18 protein-coding genes are annotated in these 17,606 nt (G+C 39.1%); all 18 read left to right on the top strand.

Translation table 11 applies throughout. The annotated features are described in order from the left end of the window. Nucleotide 1: 1 nt before the first annotated feature. Nucleotides 2-1,042, top strand: coding sequence for a GDP-L-fucose synthase (locus tag Q0389_RS07245; RefSeq protein WP_298693185.1), 1,041 nt, complete (start codon nt 2-4; stop codon nt 1,040-1,042). Then, entirely contained in the window at nt 1,039-2,406 is a 1,368-nt protein-coding gene (locus Q0389_RS07240; RefSeq protein WP_298693183.1) for a mannose-1-phosphate guanylyltransferase/mannose-6-phosphate isomerase, read from the top strand. The genes Q0389_RS07245 and Q0389_RS07240 overlap by 4 nt, the downstream gene beginning before the upstream one ends. After that, on the top strand, nt 2,407-3,573 hold the full coding sequence (locus tag Q0389_RS07235) for a nucleotide sugar dehydrogenase (RefSeq protein ID WP_298693181.1): 1,167 nt from the start codon (nt 2,407-2,409) through the stop codon (nt 3,571-3,573). Beyond that, nucleotides 3,573-4,022 (top strand): GDP-mannose mannosyl hydrolase, encoded by a 450-nt coding sequence (locus Q0389_RS07230; RefSeq protein WP_298693179.1) that lies wholly within the window; start codon nt 3,573-3,575, stop codon nt 4,020-4,022. Before Q0389_RS07235 ends, Q0389_RS07230 begins: the two co-directional genes overlap by 1 nt. A gap of 69 nt (nt 4,023-4,091) precedes the next feature. Then, nucleotides 4,092-5,384, top strand: coding sequence for an oligosaccharide flippase family protein (locus tag Q0389_RS07225; RefSeq protein WP_298693177.1), 1,293 nt, complete (start codon nt 4,092-4,094; stop codon nt 5,382-5,384). Continuing rightward, on the top strand, nt 5,377-6,189 hold the full coding sequence (locus Q0389_RS07220) for a glycosyltransferase family 2 protein (RefSeq protein WP_298693175.1): 813 nt from the start codon (nt 5,377-5,379) through the stop codon (nt 6,187-6,189). The genes Q0389_RS07225 and Q0389_RS07220 overlap by 8 nt, the downstream gene beginning before the upstream one ends. Continuing rightward, entirely contained in the window at nt 6,186-6,755 is a 570-nt protein-coding gene (locus Q0389_RS07215; RefSeq protein WP_298693173.1) for an acyltransferase, read from the top strand. The genes Q0389_RS07220 and Q0389_RS07215 overlap by 4 nt, the downstream gene beginning before the upstream one ends. 8 nt (nt 6,756-6,763) lie before the next feature. Beyond that, complete coding sequence (locus tag Q0389_RS07210; RefSeq protein WP_298693171.1) at nt 6,764-7,825, top strand: glycosyltransferase family 4 protein; 1,062 nt, start codon at nt 6,764-6,766, stop codon at nt 7,823-7,825. Beyond that, nucleotides 7,815-8,948 (top strand): acyltransferase, encoded by a 1,134-nt coding sequence (locus Q0389_RS07205; RefSeq protein ID WP_298693169.1) that lies wholly within the window; start codon nt 7,815-7,817, stop codon nt 8,946-8,948. Before Q0389_RS07210 ends, Q0389_RS07205 begins: the two co-directional genes overlap by 11 nt. A gap of 15 nt (nt 8,949-8,963) precedes the next feature. Further along, nucleotides 8,964-10,133, top strand: coding sequence for a glycosyltransferase family 4 protein (locus tag Q0389_RS07200; RefSeq protein ID WP_298693167.1), 1,170 nt, complete (start codon nt 8,964-8,966; stop codon nt 10,131-10,133). Beyond that, complete coding sequence (locus Q0389_RS07195) at nt 10,130-10,876, top strand: PIG-L family deacetylase (protein ID WP_298693165.1); 747 nt, start codon at nt 10,130-10,132, stop codon at nt 10,874-10,876. The genes Q0389_RS07200 and Q0389_RS07195 overlap by 4 nt, the downstream gene beginning before the upstream one ends. After that, the gene (locus Q0389_RS07190; RefSeq protein WP_298693163.1) at nt 10,873-11,907 is read left to right on the top strand and encodes a GNAT family N-acetyltransferase; all 1,035 of its coding nucleotides are present in this window, start codon (nt 10,873-10,875) and stop codon (nt 11,905-11,907) included. Before Q0389_RS07195 ends, Q0389_RS07190 begins: the two co-directional genes overlap by 4 nt. After that, the gene (locus Q0389_RS07185; protein ID WP_366936856.1) at nt 11,885-13,027 is read left to right on the top strand and encodes a glycosyltransferase family 4 protein; all 1,143 of its coding nucleotides are present in this window, start codon (nt 11,885-11,887) and stop codon (nt 13,025-13,027) included. The genes Q0389_RS07190 and Q0389_RS07185 overlap by 23 nt, the downstream gene beginning before the upstream one ends. A gap of 6 nt (nt 13,028-13,033) precedes the next feature. Beyond that, complete coding sequence (locus Q0389_RS07180) at nt 13,034-14,347, top strand: O-antigen ligase family protein (RefSeq protein ID WP_298693161.1); 1,314 nt, start codon at nt 13,034-13,036, stop codon at nt 14,345-14,347. Next, complete coding sequence (locus tag Q0389_RS07175; RefSeq protein ID WP_298693159.1) at nt 14,344-15,267, top strand: glycosyltransferase family 2 protein; 924 nt, start codon at nt 14,344-14,346, stop codon at nt 15,265-15,267. The genes Q0389_RS07180 and Q0389_RS07175 overlap by 4 nt, the downstream gene beginning before the upstream one ends. Nucleotides 15,268-15,269: 2 nt before the next feature. Then, nucleotides 15,270-16,379 (top strand): glycosyltransferase family 4 protein, encoded by a 1,110-nt coding sequence (locus tag Q0389_RS07170; RefSeq protein WP_298693157.1) that lies wholly within the window; start codon nt 15,270-15,272, stop codon nt 16,377-16,379. Then, on the top strand, nt 16,376-16,906 hold the full coding sequence (locus Q0389_RS07165) for a serine acetyltransferase (protein WP_298693155.1): 531 nt from the start codon (nt 16,376-16,378) through the stop codon (nt 16,904-16,906). Before Q0389_RS07170 ends, Q0389_RS07165 begins: the two co-directional genes overlap by 4 nt. Next, nucleotides 16,896-17,606 (top strand): MBOAT family O-acyltransferase (locus Q0389_RS07160; RefSeq protein WP_298693153.1); only part of this gene is annotated, 711 nt, incomplete at its 3' end. The genes Q0389_RS07165 and Q0389_RS07160, both read left to right, overlap by 11 nt.

Here is a 17,606-nt window from a genome sequence, read left to right as displayed (position 1 = left end):
GATGGAACAAAACAGCAAGATTTACATAGCAGGGCATCGGGGGCTTGTCGGAAGCGCCATCGTCGAAAATCTTAGGGAGAAAGGGTATACGAATATTGTCGTCCGTACCCATCATGAACTCGATTTATGCGATCAACAAGCCGTTTCAGCCTTTTTCTCTACCGAAAAACCTGAATACGTTTTTCTTGCGGCGGCCAAAGTTGGAGGAATCATTGCTAATAACACCTACCGAGGCGAGTTTATTTACGAAAATTTGATGATTCAAAACAATGTGATCCATCAAAGTTATCTTCACGGTGTAAAAAAACTGATGTTTTTGGGCAGTACCTGTATCTATCCCAAGAATGCATCCCAACCGATGCGCGAAGAGGCTCTGCTTACCGATACGCTGGAATACACCAACGAACCTTATGCTATCGCCAAAATAGCGGGAATCAAAATGTGCGAGAGCTACAATCTTCAATATGGAACCAATTATATCAGCGTGATGCCGACCAATCTCTACGGTCCGAACGACAATTTTGATCTGGAAAAATCACATGTCCTTCCCGCATTAATCCGCAAAATTTATTTAGCCAAATTGCTTTATGAGAATAATGTCCAAGCGGTTTTAGCGGATTTAAAAATGGATAGCCCCGAAAAAGCGTTAAGCTATCTCCAAGGCTTCGGCGTCAGCGGCGAGCGTGTCGAAATCTGGGGAACCGGAAAACCGATGCGTGAATTTCTATGGAGCGAGGATATGGCCGATGCCTGCGTCTTTTTGATGGAGAATCGCGACTTTAAAGATACGTTCAGCGCTACAAAAGAGATTCGCAATACCCATATCAACATCGGTACGGGAATCGACATCAGCATCCATGATCTTGCCTATATGGTGCGTGAGATCGTAGGATATCAAGGGGAACTTTATTTCAATACCGACAAACCTGACGGAACGATGAAAAAACTCACCGATGTCAGTAAATTGCATGCTATGGGATGGAAACATCGCGTCGAATTACAACAGGGGATCGAAAAAATGTACGGATGGTACCTGCAATGACCAATATTATCCTATGCGGCGGAAGCGGAACACGGCTGTGGCCGATTAGCCGAACACTGATGCCGAAACAGTTCGTACAGCTTTTCAACGGCAAATCACTTTTCCAATTGACCGTCGAACGTAACAGTAAAGCATGCGATGCACAAGTCATCGTCTCTAATGCCGAACAATATTTTTTATCCGTCGATCAGCTTTGTGAACTGAACGTTACTGAAAATACCTTTTTACTCGAACCCGTCGGACGCAATACCGCTCCGGCTATCGCTCTGGCATGTCTGGCACTGGAACCTGATGAAATCGTCCTTGTCACCCCTTCCGACCATCTCATCCGCAATGAACAACGTTATCTCGAAGTACTCGAACAAGCGAAACTCGAAGCCCTTCAGGACAATCTGGTCACGTTCGGAATTACCCCCGCTTATCCTGAAACCGGTTTCGGTTATATCGAAGCTCGCGGAACCGATGTCATCTCGTTTAAAGAAAAACCCGACTCGGCAACGGCCCAGCGTTATATAGATGCGGGAAATTATTACTGGAACAGCGGAATGTTCTGCTTTAAAGCAGGCGTTTTCCTCAACGAACTAAAACAGTACTCCCCCCTAATCTATGATTCGGCACAACTGGCCTATGCCAATGCGTCCAAAGAGGGAGTTATTCGGGTTTCCTATGCCGATATGGAAGCAATCCCGGAAGACAGCATCGACTATGCCGTCATGGAAAAAAGCAGCCGAGTCAAAGTAATTCCCAGCGATATTGATTGGAGCGATCTCGGAAGCTTCGATGCCCTATACGAAGAATTGCCTCAAGAAGCTCAGGGAAATACCCTCACCGACAACCATATCAATATCGATTCACATAACAATCTAATCTTATCGCATAAGACAATCGCAACCATTGATATTAACGATTTGATCATTATTGATACCGAAGATGCTCTCCTTATCTCTAAAAAAGGCTCTTCGCAAAAGGTAAAAGAGGTCGTTTCCGAACTCAAAAAACGTGACTCCCACCTGCCGAATATTCATTTGACAGCCCATCGTCCGTGGGGAACGTATACCGTCCTCGAAGATACTCCGGGATATAAAATCAAACGGATCGTCGTCCGACCGGGCAAACGGCTCTCGCTGCAAAAACATTACCATCGCAACGAGCACTGGATCGTCCTAAGCGGTACCGCGACCGTTACCGTCGGGGACAACACTTTTCTCGTCCGTCCGAACGAATCGACCTATATCAAGATGGGAGAGATGCACCGTTTGGAGAATAAGGGTAAAATCGATCTCGTATTGATCGAAGCTCAAGTCGGCGAATATACGGGTGAAGACGACATAGTCCGCATCGATGACGATTTTAAAAGGATATAAATGAAAATAGCCATTGCCGGAACAGGGTATGTCGGGCTTTCCAACGGATTATTACTCGCCCAGAACAACGAGGTCGTAGCCCTCGACATCATTCCCGACAAAGTCGAAATGATCAACCGCAAAGAGTCTCCTATCGAGGATAAGGAGATCGAAGAGTATCTCAAACGAGACGATTTGAATTTTAAAGCGACGCTGGATAAAACCGAAGCATACAGCGGAGCCTATTTTGTTATCATTGCGACACCGACCGATTACGATCCCGACACCAACTATTTCAATACCAAAACGATCGAATACGTCATTAATGACGTCCTCTCTATCAATCCCGATGCCGTGATGGTGATAAAATCCACCATTCCCGTCGGATACGTCAAAAAAATCAAACAGCAGTTCAATACCGACAATATTATTTTCTCTCCCGAATTTTTACGGGAAGGAAAAGCACTCTACGATAATCTCTACCCTTCCCGCATCATCGTAGGAGAACAAAGCGAACGGGCACGCATGTTTGCCGCATTGTTAGCACAAGGTGCGATTAAACAAGATATTCCGACACTCTTTACCGATGCGGATGAAGCCGAGGCGATCAAACTCTTTGCGAATACCTATCTGGCGATGCGGGTCGCTTTTTTCAACGAGCTTGACAGCTACGCCGAAAGCCACGGAATGGACAGCCGCCAAATTATCAACGGTGTCGGCTTGGACCCCCGTATCGGAAACCATTACAACAATCCTTCATTCGGATACGGCGGCTATTGCCTCCCCAAAGACACCAAACAGCTTCTTGCCAATTACAACGAAGTACCTAACAACCTGATCCGGGCTATCGTCGATGCCAATACGACACGCAAAGACTTTATCGCCGATACGATCATTCGTAAAAATCCGAAAATCGTCGGGATTTATCGACTGGTTATGAAAGCGGGAAGTGACAACTTCCGATCTTCCGCTATCCAAGGCGTTATGAAACGGATCAAGGCAAAAGGGATCGAAGTCGTCATCTACGAACCGACTCTGCACGAAGAGGAGTTTTTCCGTTCGCGCATCATCCGTGACCTCGGTGAATTTAAACGGCTCTCGGATGTGATTATTGCCAACCGCCATGCCGATGTTTTGGATGATGTCGCCGATAAAGTCTATAGCCGCGATCTCTTCGGGAACGATTAATGTCCTTTCTCGATACCGAAACATTTACGACTGTCGTTGCCAACACCCCTCTCATCGCAATCGATCTTATCGTTCAAAACGATTCGGGCGAGATTCTCTTAGGCGAACGACTCAATGCTCCGGCAAGGGGATTCTGGTTTACCCCCGGCGGACGTATTTATAAAAATGAATCTTTAGAAAATGCATTTGAGCGGATCACAATGGCTGAACTGGGAAAATTAATACCCATACACGAGGCCCATTTCCATGGAGTCTTTGAGCATTTATATGAAGACAGTGTATTTGGAAATCATATTTCAACCCATTATATAGTATTGGCATACGTACTAACATTCCCACATGATCAAATCATACTAAACGATCAGCACAATGCCTATAGATGGCAATCGATAGATACCTTGCTAATCGATCCTACAATCCATACTCATGTAAAATGGTATTTTTCATGACACATATGTATATAAACTATAGTATTGCATCAACCTTTTTAACTTTACAGCCGTCTTATAAGCAGGTACATGTCCTTGCGTAAAACATATTCAAAAAATCTGATTACTTCGTATTTCCTCATCCTACTCGGTATTGTAATACCTATCATAATGACACCTTTTATACTGGGTAAATTAGGGGCTGAACTATATGGCTTATGGATCTTGATGAATACCATAGTCTCATACTTTTATCTCTCAAACCTTGGATTAAACACGGCTTTTACAAAAGAAATCAGTGGTGATATCAATACTTCTCTGATCAACACTCTCATCTCTACAATGACATTTTTTTTCGTTGGAGTTATCGTTTTTGTATCCATTGTTACACTCATAATTTTTATTAATTTGGATACCTTTTTTTCCATCAGTGTGAACCATTTAGAAACCAGTAAGCTTTTACTTCTCATTTTCTTTGTAAATTTTTCGATAGGACTAGTCTCTTCAATTTTTGATTCAATTCTCTTTGCCAGGCAGTTTCTCTTCCTTTCAAACATTATAAGAGTCATTTCATTAATAATGACAACCAGTGTAACGGTTTTCTTGCTGTTGAACGGTTACTCCATCATCGCCCTGGCAATAAGTAATTTGGCAATTTCGGCGATACTGTCTACTGTCATGTATCTTTATACCCGTAAAATAATTGATTTCAGTATTCACCTAAAAGACGTGGATATTCAAATTTTAAAAAAACTGTTCAAACCTAGTATTTATTACTTTCTAATCAGTATAGGGGTAACCATCTCTTTTTACAGTGATACTCTCGTTATCTCTTCTGTATTGGGACTAGCAGCTGTAGCCGTATATTCGATTGCACAAAAAGTGGTCAGCATCAGCGAAAAAATACTTTTCAAAATTACAGATATTATGTTTCCGGACATTGCGAAACTTTTTCATGAAGAAAACTATGATGAAATCAAGAGACTGCACAACCGAACCATGCTTATATCTGTAAGTCTAGCCATTCTGGGTTATGGTACGCTTTTTTTTATCGGACCTTGGCTGATCAAACTATGGATTGGAGATAAACTGCAGGTAGATATGGATGTTTTTAATATTCTTCTGTTATTTTCTTTCATTCATACATGGAATCATGTCAGTTCCGTGTTCGTCATGGCGATGGGATTACACAAAGAGGTAGCCTGGGTAGTGCTGATCGAGGCGGTTTTAAATGTGTTCCTTTCGGTTCTATTTGCAAAAGCATATGGGCTTCCTGGCATTGCGATGGGGACATTGATCGCACATGCCATTACGAATAACTGGTTTACGCCGTACTGGTTTTACCGAAATTTATATCTTCTAAAAGGGAGAAAAAATGGGTGATTCAATTTCAAAAAATGGTGGATGCAGGCTAAAAGGTCACTTAAAATCATCTCGTCAAGATAAACCTCTTTTTAGTGTGGTTACTGTGGTTTTCAATGGCGAAAACACACTAGAACGAACCATACTCAGTGTTATCAATCAAAACTACGACAACATCGAATATATCATCGTTGATGGTAATTCCAAAGACCATACCCTAGATATCATCAAGCAATATGATGACCAAATCGATTACTGGATCAGCGAGCCTGACACTGGAATCTACAATGCTATGAACAAAGCGATTGGCTTATGCACGGGGGATTACATAGGTTTTTTAAACGCCGATGATTGGTATGAGCCTGACACTTTTGGTTATATTGTCGAAAATTTAAAAAATGATGTTGACTACTTTTTTGGAGACTTGGATGTTGTCGATGAAGAAGGTATCTTGAAGAGTCATTTCACAGTAAACTTAGACAATTACAAACATCATATGCCTATCCCGCACCCTGCTCTTTTTGTAAAAAAGAATATTTTGGCAAAACTACAATTTAATGAAAGTTATCGTATCGCCGCCGATTATGATTTTGTAATTAAATTGATTAGACAAGGGTTGACATATAAATATTTAAAGAAAAAATTTACGAATTTTTGTTTGGGCGGAATTTCTACGACTGCTAATACGAATGTTGAAATGTTTAAAGTACAAAAATCTCATTTTGGTTTTATCTATGCATCTTATTGGTACTTAGTAAGACTAAATAATCCAATAGTTAATTTGCTACTTAAACCATTAACTACGATAAGAAAGCGCACTAGATGAAACTTTTAAATCTGATGAATCCGTTAATTGTATTTTTTTATTTAAAACAATTCTATCTATTGTTCAAAAATAAGGGTAGATTACATGTACTGGGATTTCGTCTTTCTTGGGAACCTATGGCTGAATTTACAATTGATCTTCACTCTCATGTGTACTTAGGACGACAAGTTCATTTACGAAAGAACTGTGATATTGAAGCTAGAAACGGAGCATCTGTCAGAATAGGCAACAATTTTTTTATGAATAAAAACTCTTCTATTGTAGCTCGATACGGTATTGCCATCGGAAATAATTGCATGATAGGTGATAATACGATGATCATCGATCATAATCATGTATTTTCGGATCCTAATACATCCATTAAATCTCAAGGATATAAAGGAGCACAAATCACTATCGGAAATAATGTCTGGATAGCCGGTCGTGTATTTATCGGTCAAGGTGTTACAATAGGGAGTAATGTTGTTATCGGGGCAAATACCGTCATAACAAGGTCTATCCCGTCTAATTCCATTGTTTACGGAAAAACTGAACTTATAATCAAACCGATGGAGACAACTGAGTGAAGAAAATCATGATTATAAACAGTCACATCCCCTGGGGTGGATTGGGACAGTTTACCCTTTCTCTCGCTGAAGGATTTCGTGAATACGGACAAACCGTTATAGGACTCGTAACCCATTCGGACAAAGATAACTATCATAATTTTTCATCCATTACGAACTCTACTGCTTATTTCGGTAACTATCCGAAGTTACTCAAATACATTGCCATTTGGTGGCATATTTTAATAAGCCGTCCCGATGTCATTATTATCAACTACAATGCGGTTATTCATTTTCTCCTTCCGCTTATCCCAAAATGTACCGTTATCGATATCATCCATAACGATATCAATGATTTTTACCGCATCTCTGGAATCAATGAAAAGTATATCGATGCATGGGTCGCTCCAACACCTGGAATCAAAGAAGGTTTTATCCGTTACAGTCAGTTTGAACGTGCTGCATCCGATACGTATGTTATATCTCACGGCGTTTCAAAGAGCACTATTCAGCATCTCACTGATCCTTCCGATCTTACAATCACATTTGTCGGAGCCGTCTACGAACACAAAGGAGCAGACCTGCTTCCAGCCATTTTCGAAAAAATCGTCTTAGCACTCCCCCATGCCCGTCTACGAATTATCGGTGACGGTAAAATGGTAGGTAAACTTAAAAATATTTTTCAAAACAAAGGCTTATCTCAGAAAGTATATTTTATGGGTGTAATACCGCATGATGAAGTGAGGCAGATACTCGCGTCATCTGATATTCTCCTCTTTCCAACCCGCGTCGAGGCATTCGGTCTCGTCATCGCTGAAGCAATGATGGAAGGGGCTATTCCCGTCATTACATTGCTGCCTGGGATTACCGATGCCACTGTCACGGATGGTAAAACGGGTTATCTGGTTCCCAAAGACGATATCGATGCGTTCGCTGAAAAATGTATTTTAATCGGCAGCAATGAAATACTAAAAAACACACTCTCTCTCAACGCTGCAATACAGGCCAAGACAGTGTTATCACTGTCGATAATGTCGAATAACTATCAGCATTTGATAGATTCAATCACCATGACAAACTATGAAAAATAAAGATTTTTCTCGATCCAAGCATATTCCTGAGCTCGATGGTTTGCGCGGTATTGCTATCCTTATGGTTATGATGGCCCATTTTTTTAATGTTGACGAAGCACAGCTTCTTATTCATTATCCCTTTTTAGGGCCCTTCTTAACTAAAATATCAATGTTTGGAACAAAAGGTGTGGAACTGTTTTTTATCCTCTCAGGATATCTTATTACTCGGATATTGATACATAGTACAGATTCGCAAAATTATTTCAAATCTTTTTTTATCCGAAGAATTTTGCGTATTTTTCCGCTCTATTATCTTATTCTTCTAATCAGTTTTTTTATAATTCCCTTTTTCTCTTCTATACCGACAGATGCTGAACCTATATTCAAAGAACAGTGGAAACTATGGTTGTATGTATCAAATGTCCATTTTTTTCATTTTGTCGCATGGGATACTCCAAATTTCGTAAATTTTGGGCATTTCTGGACATTGAGTGTCGAAGAACACTTTTATCTATTATGGCCGTTTTTAATTTTTTTTATACCTATACACACTTTAGCGAAATGGATGTGGGGAATTTTCTTTATATCTCTTATATCTTGGCTTTTAGCATCTCTTCATCCTTTTTTTGGATGGACGACACTCACTCAATCCGGAAGTTTAGTTCTAGGGGGCATCATTGCTTATTACGAGTTTTCAAACCAAAATTACTTGCTAAAACTTACAGCTTGGCTCAAATCAAATTTGTTTTTACTCATTGCAATCTTTCTTATAGCTATTTTTATCCCTCGAAGCCTAGGATTTTTCAGAGATTTTTTTATACACATATTAGCTTTGATCGGTTTTAGTGCCGTTTTGATATTAAGTCTCCATCAAAAATCGAAAATCTTGACTGCACAATGGCTTATCTTCATAGGTAAAATAAGTTATGGTATTTATATTTTTCATGCATGGCTACGGCCATTTTATAAAACTTATTTCTATCAAAAGTGGGTTATTTTATATGGTCCGTCACATGTGTTAGAAATTACGGCGGCATATACCGTATTATCTATTTTAATTAGTGTTCTTTTTGCCTGGATTAGTTGGGAGATTTTTGAAAAACATCTTCTAAAGCTGAAAAGAACATTCACATATGCATAAGAAAAGGCTCTGATAATGAAATCCATAAAAATAGCGTACCTTGAGTACAGCGATATTTTTTCAGGTGCAGAAGGCAGTATGTACTCGTTGATTAAACATCTCAATCGTAATGATTTCACACCTATAATTATTTTTCGATATCCGCTACCTCATCAAGAACGCTATGCTGACCTTGACTGCAGATTCCACTATCTTGCAAACGAAAAAAAATGGTGGATGGGAAGCGATCGGTGGGAAAAGCCTATGCGTGGCAGTGATATGCTGAAACGCTTTCTCTTTGCCTTAAAAATTGCTATTTTTACCAAAAAAGAAAAGATCGATATATTGCACATTAATTTACTTCGACCGAACACATTTTGGTGTGTATGGCTACCAAAGTTGTTTGGCATAAAAGTAGTTGGTCACTCACGTAGTGATACAATGCACTGGATTCCCTCAAAAAATCTTCAAACCATACTTGATGGAGTTATCTGCGTATCTGAATTTGTACGGGAAAAAGTTCTTCTTAAGAATCCGCAGAACACATCTGCATTTACAATATACAATCCGATTGACTACAATCAATATGAGGGAAAATACACAAAGCATGAAGCATTAGCAAGTCTCGGCTTCTCAGCTGATCAATTTTTATTATCATCCGTAGGATTGCTCTCTCCACACAAGGGGCACGATATGGCCATTCGTGTTTTCGCTCGAATTGCTACAGATTATCCGAAACATTTATTAATGATCGCGGGAGGTGGAAATGAAAGTGAACTTTCCAGACTTAAGACACTCTGCCGTGAACTTGAAATTACAAACAAAGTACACTTCACTGAACAGCAAATTTCCGAAGTAGCCCGTGTTTATAAGGCCAGCGATATTGTTTTTTCTCTAACTACACGGGGAGAAGCCTTCGGTCGAGTCCCTTTTGAAGCTAATGCTTGCAGTACGGCCGTCATTGCTCCGGCCAAAGGAGCAGCTCAGGAACTCATTGTGGATGGAGAAACCGGATTTTTAGCCGATCCTCTTGACGAAGAAGTTATCGTTCGCAAAACCTTGGAGATTCTTAAAAATCCCCTTCGAACAAAAGAAATCATACAAAATGGAATCAACCGTTTCAAACCGCTCCTTTCCCCTGAATATTCCGCACAATGTGTTGCGAATTTCTATCTCAAAATTCTCCGCAACGGAATAATCCAATGAGTGCAAAAGATACTTTTCGTTTGTTGAGACAATTTATCCTCCGACATAAGCTTTCCAAAGTAAAAGCTATAATACCAACTTCTTCTTCCACAGTCATCATTGCCCCTCATCCTGATGATGAGACATTTGGATGTGCTGGACTTATCTGCCAAAAGACTCTCCTAAATGCTGATCTGACAGTTATTTTTTTGACACGAGGAGAAAGTAGCCTATCTGATATCTCGACAGATGAGATCGCTTTTCATAGATTCAATACAGCCTATCGTGTTTGCAAGAAACTCGGTGTAAGACAAATACTTTGCCTCAATTTAACAGATGGTTCCATCCCAAATAGAGGTGAATTTGGTTACGAAAGCGCTTTGCGTGTACTGTTAGAAAAATTACGCGATATCAATCCGAAGGAAGTTTTTTGTACTCATGATGCCGAGGGATGGTCTGATCATACAGCAGCTTTCGAGCTCACCTATGATACTCTTCGACAGATGAATAGCACGGCTGATTTATATAAATATTGGGTGTGGGTATGGTTTTCAGTTCCCCTACGAAATATTAAAGCACTTAATTTCGACCATACCTTCCGACTATCAATCGACAATGTTATCCATGAAAAAAACATTGCTATTCAAAGTTATCTTAAAGATCAAACTTCCGATGGTCGTCCCTATTGCGGGATTCTTCCAAACCGCTTTATCAGCGCTTTTAAATGGCCTTATGAAATTTTTGAAAAGGTGGATTACCAATGAAATTTGAATGGATCACCAACTGGGATACTATCTGGTCCGAACCTTTTCAGTCCCGTTGGCGAGAATGGATTGATAAAGCAGAAAATACTCATATATTTTTCCATCCTGAAATGGTACGGGTATGGATTGATACCTATTTCTCTCTACGCGAACTTCACCCAATGTTTTGTGTCGCATATAATGAAAATACAACCATTTTTCTTCCACTAATCCTCTGGAAAAAAAATTGGAAAAATGCTTTCATGCACACAATTATTCCTGCAGGATACTCTGATTTTGACTATCATGAACCGTTACTTATCGGTCAAACGACAGATATGATTTTTTTTTGGACTGCACTATTAGAAGAATGCCGATTACAAAACTTCCAATATGATGAATTATTGACCGATGACATATTTAATGCAATACAGAACCCTCTATTTCAAAAACAACGTAATGAACTTTGTCCTTATATCGATCTGAAAAACCATCAAACATTAGAAGAATATCTCAATACCCTTTCGAAAAGTAGCCGAAAAGATCTGAAGCGCTCAGCGCGTATATTAGGAGAAAATGGAACTTTACGCTATGAAGTTTTAAATACAGAAGAAGCATTGGAAACACTACCGATTATGATTAAAACACATCAAGAAAGATACCCGAATGCTTATAAAGCTCCCTCTTTTCATGAAAATCTCATTAAATATCTTTTGACAAAAGGGTTATTACATTTTTCCGTACTAATCTTAGAAAATAATATCATCAGTTGGAGAATAGGTTTCACCTTTAAAGAAGTGTATTATTCGTATATGCCTGTTTTTGATTCGACATATGCCAAATTTGCACCTAGTAAAGTCCATCTATTACTAACAATAGAAGATATGTTAAAACGTAAGTACCACACTTATGATCTAATGAGAGGGGCTAAATCTTATAAAAATTTATTTACAGATCAAACAAAAGAAATTTATTCTTATACAGTTTATTCATTTTCACCGACTTCTAGACTAAAACAGTGGTTACAAAATGCGAAATCAACATTCAAATAAAGTTCTTATCGCCATCCCATGTCTCATGCTCGGTGGAACGGAATACCAAACTCTTAACCTTGTACATGCACTGAGAGACAGTGGCTATTTTCCCGTCGTACTATGCTATTTCGAATACGATCCTCGAATGGTCAACTATATGAAATCCGAAGGTGCCGAAGTCGTTTTGATGAGTCCGGACGGGAAACGTCCGAAAGGGCCTTGGTCTACATTTATAACATTATGGAAGGGTTTTAAAAATGCCCTTCATACGTCTAAACCTGATATCATTCATGTACAGTACATGGCACCGGGATCTCTGGCAATTATTATCTTCAAACTTTTAGGAGCACGCCGTATCATTGCCACGGCGCACGTTCCCGGCCATATTTACACGCGAAAATGGGTTCCGAGACTCCTCAGCCGCTATGTTTGCGACCTGTTTCTATGCGTTTCACAATCTTCCGAACAAGCTTTTTTCGAAATAAACCCCAGTCTGTACAATCCGCAACTCCATAAACAGGGGCGAAAGCACTTTACCGTATACAATTGCACCGATATTCCTGAAAAACTTCTGCAAAAAGAAACCATTGACTCTTTTACAATCGGTGTTGTCTCCAGGCTCAGCTACGAAAAAGGGATCGACAGACTTTTATTTTCCATGCCTAAAATACTCTCCGTTTTTCCAAAACTCACACTTCTTATCATTGGAGACGGAAGTGAAAGAGAAACACTAGTTAATATTTCACAAGAACTACATATTGCCCATGCTATTACATGGGCAGGTCTCCAGCCTAAAGAAGTGTTACAAGATCATTATTTGCAGATGGACATTGTCGTTATACCTTCACGATTCGAAGGTTTTGGGCTCACAGCCATCGAAGCTATGAGTTACGGAATCCCCGTTGTTGCTTCAAAAGTCGACGGTCTTATGGAAGTTATAGATAATAATTCAGGTATTTTAACTGATGCAAGCGATCCAGTTATCTTTGCTAATGCAATTATCGAATTGCTTAAAAATCCCGTATTACGGGACCAGATGAGTGAAAATGGACATAACAAAGTTAAAGCTACTTTTGCATACAATATTTACCAAAAAACAATAGCTGACATCTACGGCAATATTTTAAAAAGGATTTAAAAACTCATGTTTGCCTTGTTAAATATTATTGTTTTTTTAGCGTTAACAGGGTATGCGTTTAAACTTTTATTTTCAAGTCCGGCTTATGTTAGACTTTCTAAAACTCAAAAAGTTCTACTCAGTGGACGAGAGCGATTCCTTCTCGTCACGATGGTTACTGGGATGGTACAAGTCGGCGTTAATGTAGGCGTCAGCTTATCGGCATTTCGTTTGATGGTCTGGATTACCATGATCTTGTTAGCCTTTGCTTTTTATAGTAAATCTCTTAAACTCAAACCTATTTATTTGCCTTACCTACTATTTCTTACATGGCTGGCAATATCGCTAATATGGACTGTTGATATCGGATACGGTATCCGCGCATATCTAAAATATCTCTATCCTTTTCTTATTATGCTTTTTGCGGCCACCTTTGTTCGATCTCCTCTATTTATCTATGTTGCCATGCGCTGGATGATATTCGCCGCATTTATTTTCTCTATTCTTCTCGGCGGTGTGATGACACATGTCTTGGAAATTTGGTATTTTTATGGTGATGGACTCTTCTGGCCTATGTCCACACTGGCTGATTTTCTTGGAATCATGAGTGCTCTTTCCTTTGTTATGTGGTGGCATACCGGAGAAAAAAAATACCTTATTTTAATCGGATGGTTCTTCCTATCCTCTGTCTTGCAAAGTGTTCGTACAGGCTTATTGGCCATTATTTTAGTCATGATGTTCGCCTCCTATCTACGATATAAAGCGCTTTCTCTCCCTTATATTGCATTAATAGCGCTAGTAGCAGTCTCAAGCGTCGTCTTCATCCCTCAAGTACGAGAAAAAATGTTTAATGAAACCGCAAAAGTGAGCAACATTAGTGACTTATCTTCCATTTCTACAGATAATATTGATAGTAATGCCCGTTTTGCAATGTGGAAATGGGCACTTGACAAATTTTACACCGGACACGAATGGACAGGTTCAGGGCTCGGAAGTGTCCAACAATATATGTATGAAAATTTTGTATTCGGTGGTTTGCAAGTATTGCACAATGACTACGTACAAATACTCTCGGATTCCGGAAATATTGGACTAATCTTATACGCCTCCTTTCCTTTGATATTTTTTTTATATGCCCATAACATTATTATGCGTAAAAAAATGGATAGTCTGAAAATCACCCATGCATTAGCATTTTTATCATACATCCCTGTACTTAGTACAATGTATACAGATAACGTGGTAAATTATAGTTTTGCAGCGCATGCTTATCCCTTTATCTTCATAGGGATAGCAGTAGCATATACGAAAATTACAAAAGAACAAAGGTCTACTGTATGATCAGTATTGTCATTCCTCTATACAATAAAGAAGCAGATATTGCTTCAACACTTAAGTCTGTTTTAGCACAAACCTATCAGGACTTTGAAATTATTGTCATAGATGACGGTTCAACTGATAACAGCACAACTGAAGTTAAAAAATTCAATGATTCACGCATTCGCCTAATTTCCCAATTCAATGCTGGGGTTTCAGCCGCGAGAAACCGCGGAATCGAAGAAGCACAATTTAATTACATCGCTTTTTTAGATGCTGATGATGAATGGCTTCCAGAATACCTATCTGTAATTTACTCACTTATTACTAAGTATCCGAATTGCAATGTCTATGCGACAAGCTATACTATTCAAAATAATTCCTCCTCTACAATGGTTCAGCTTCAAGGGCTCTCTTTTTCATCTCCTGACGGTATACTCGATAATTATTTTTCTGTTGCTACTAAAAATCTTCCACCACTCTGGACGTCGGCTGTATGCGCAAAAAAAGAGAGCCTTCAAAACATCGGTGGCTTTCCCATTGGAATTAAATCAGGCGAAGATCTTTTAACATGGGCAAAACTCTCTATCCACAATGGTATTGCCTATTCCAAACAAAACATGAGTATCTATCACAACGAAATACAAGCTTGGGAACCAGGACGTCCTGTCTCAGATATTGATGTAGTAGGAAATGAATTATTGTGTTTAATCCCCATAGTCCAAAAAGAATCTTTACAATCTTATAAATACTATATTGCCCACTGGTATGGGATGAGAGCCTCAACTTTTTTACGTCATAAAAAACGGTTTAAAGCATTTAAAGAAGTATTAAAGGCATTACGTATGCGATTTTTTTACCCTAAAATTTTCGTGTTTTTACTTCTTACTTTAACACCTGATTCAATTATTAGGAAAGCATTCAAATATAGAGAGGCCGTATAGTTATGAAAGTTGCAATGTTTCTTTCAAGCCACAATATTGGTCTTTCGACGTTACTCACAGAACAGGCCATTCATTTTTCAAAATTACATGATCTAGAATTTGTTTTTTTAACTGGAGAGAATGAACAAGAAAAAGGATTAAAGAAAAAACTGATTGATTGTCATCTAGCTTATACGATTATCAATGGCCTAGACTATCATCAAGATTTTTGGAAACTGGTTAATGAATTCTGGAGCTTTGTCGCCACGAATCAACCAGACATAGTGCATGTACAAACCAATTGGCAGCTCATCATTTCAGCACTCGTAAAACTCCGCTCAACCAAAAAATTTAAAATTATTTACACTATTCACGGATATAGACACAATAAAAAGTATATATCCTACATTGCACTACTAGTTATCCAATTTTTACTTTCAATCTTTGCAGACCATGTTTTCGCAGCATCCACAGCTGTTTACAAAAAATTTAATTTTATCCAGAAAAAAACATCTATCCTCCCTCTAGGTGTTGATGAATCTTTTTTCAGTTCTGATATCCAAACTTGCGTTGCATCTACTCCATTAACAATAATTTTTCCTGGACAATTTAGAGTTGGTAAAAATCAACACCTCATTATTAATGCGGTCTCTCAATATATAGCAAAAACCAAGGACAACACTATTCAAGTATATTTACCTGGGGAGGGACCTTTAAAGTCAAGCTATCAATCACTCACATCTCAGTTAGACCTATCCTCCAATATTCACTTCCCGGGCCAAATGAGCAGAGATGAAATTCTTTCATTATACAAAAAATCAAATATTGCAATTATCCCTTCCAACTCTGAAACTTTCGGTCATGCGATTGCTGAACCTTTTGTTCTAGGATTATGTGTAATTTCCAGACGTACAGGTATTGCAGAAGACATTATTATTCCAAGTGACAATGGTTTTCTCTTCGATTCCGATCAACAGATTGCTGATATATTAATTGAACTCTACAAGAGTCAAAATACAATTTGCCAGACTGGCTTAAATACTTTCAAAACACGTGACTTTTTACGCTGGCAAAATATTGCTAATCTCTACTCCAAAACGATATCAAAACTCTATAAAGAAAATACTCTATGACATTTTGCTATTATTTTTTTCAAGACTATAGCGCCAACATAGGAAATACAAAAGGTAGGCTCGTCCTTTTTCTATTCCGATCGGCCCAGATATGCCGTAGAGCACCGAAACCGATTCTTATTCTGTCAATCCCCTACTTAATCTTCTATCGTATCATCGTCGAATGGATATTAGGAATCGAACTGCCGTGGAATACTTCGGTCGGCTCGGGCCTAAAGCTCTACCATGGCCAAGGACTGGTCGTCAATGACCACAGCATCATCGGAAGCAACTGTACCCTTCGCCATAATACGACGATCGGGCACAAAGAACTCTCCAACGGGACTTTTTCCGCTTCACCGATCATCGGGGACAACGTCGATATCGGCTCCAACGTCGTCATTATCGGTCCCGTCACAATAGGGGACAACGTCATTATCGGTGCCGGTTCGGTCGTCGTCAAAAGTTTGGAATCCAATGCCGTTTATGCCGGAAATCCAGCAAAATTGATCAAGAAAATTAGTGTGGATACACCCCATGCTTTTTAACAGCTACGAATTCATCTTTATTTTTTTACCAATAACATTCGGTATCTACTTTTGGCTCAATAAAAAGCGGCTGACACAAGCATCTAAAGGATGGATGGTATTTGCCTCATTGTTTTTTTATTCGTGGTGGAATATCCTTTATCTTCCTCTTATTTTAGGATCGATTCTTTTTAACTTTACCATCGGTTCTACCATCACCCGACTAAACGACACAAATTCTTCGTATAAAAGATTCTCACCCAAATCAGTTTTGATATTTGGAGTCATCTCAAATATCCTTTTGCTGGGCTATTTTAAATACATGGATTTTTTTATTACAAACGTTAATATACTTGCAGGGACACATTGGGAGTTGATGCATATTGTCCTTCCCTTGGGTATCAGTTTCTTTACGTTCACTCAAATTGCCTATTTGGTCGATGCATACCGTAATGAAGTTAAAGAGATGGATTATCTCAACTATACCCTTTTCGTCACTTTCTTCCCGCATCTGCTTGCAGGACCTATCCTCCATCACAAAGAGATGATGCCTCAGTTTGATTCACTCAAAAGCAAAGTTATTAATTACCGCAACATTTCTGCCGCTCTTTTTCTCTTTGCTATCGGTCTTTTTAAAAAAGTAGTTATATCCGATACCTTTGCAATCTGGGCGACCAATGGGGTTGACAAAGTGGATTCCCTCACGATTATTGCGGCTTGG

The sequence above is a fragment of the uncultured Sulfuricurvum sp. genome (genome assembly GCF_937936435.1).
Taxonomy (GTDB): domain Bacteria; phylum Campylobacterota; class Campylobacteria; order Campylobacterales; family Sulfurimonadaceae; genus Sulfuricurvum.
This window is presented reverse-complemented; position numbering and strand designations above follow the sequence as displayed.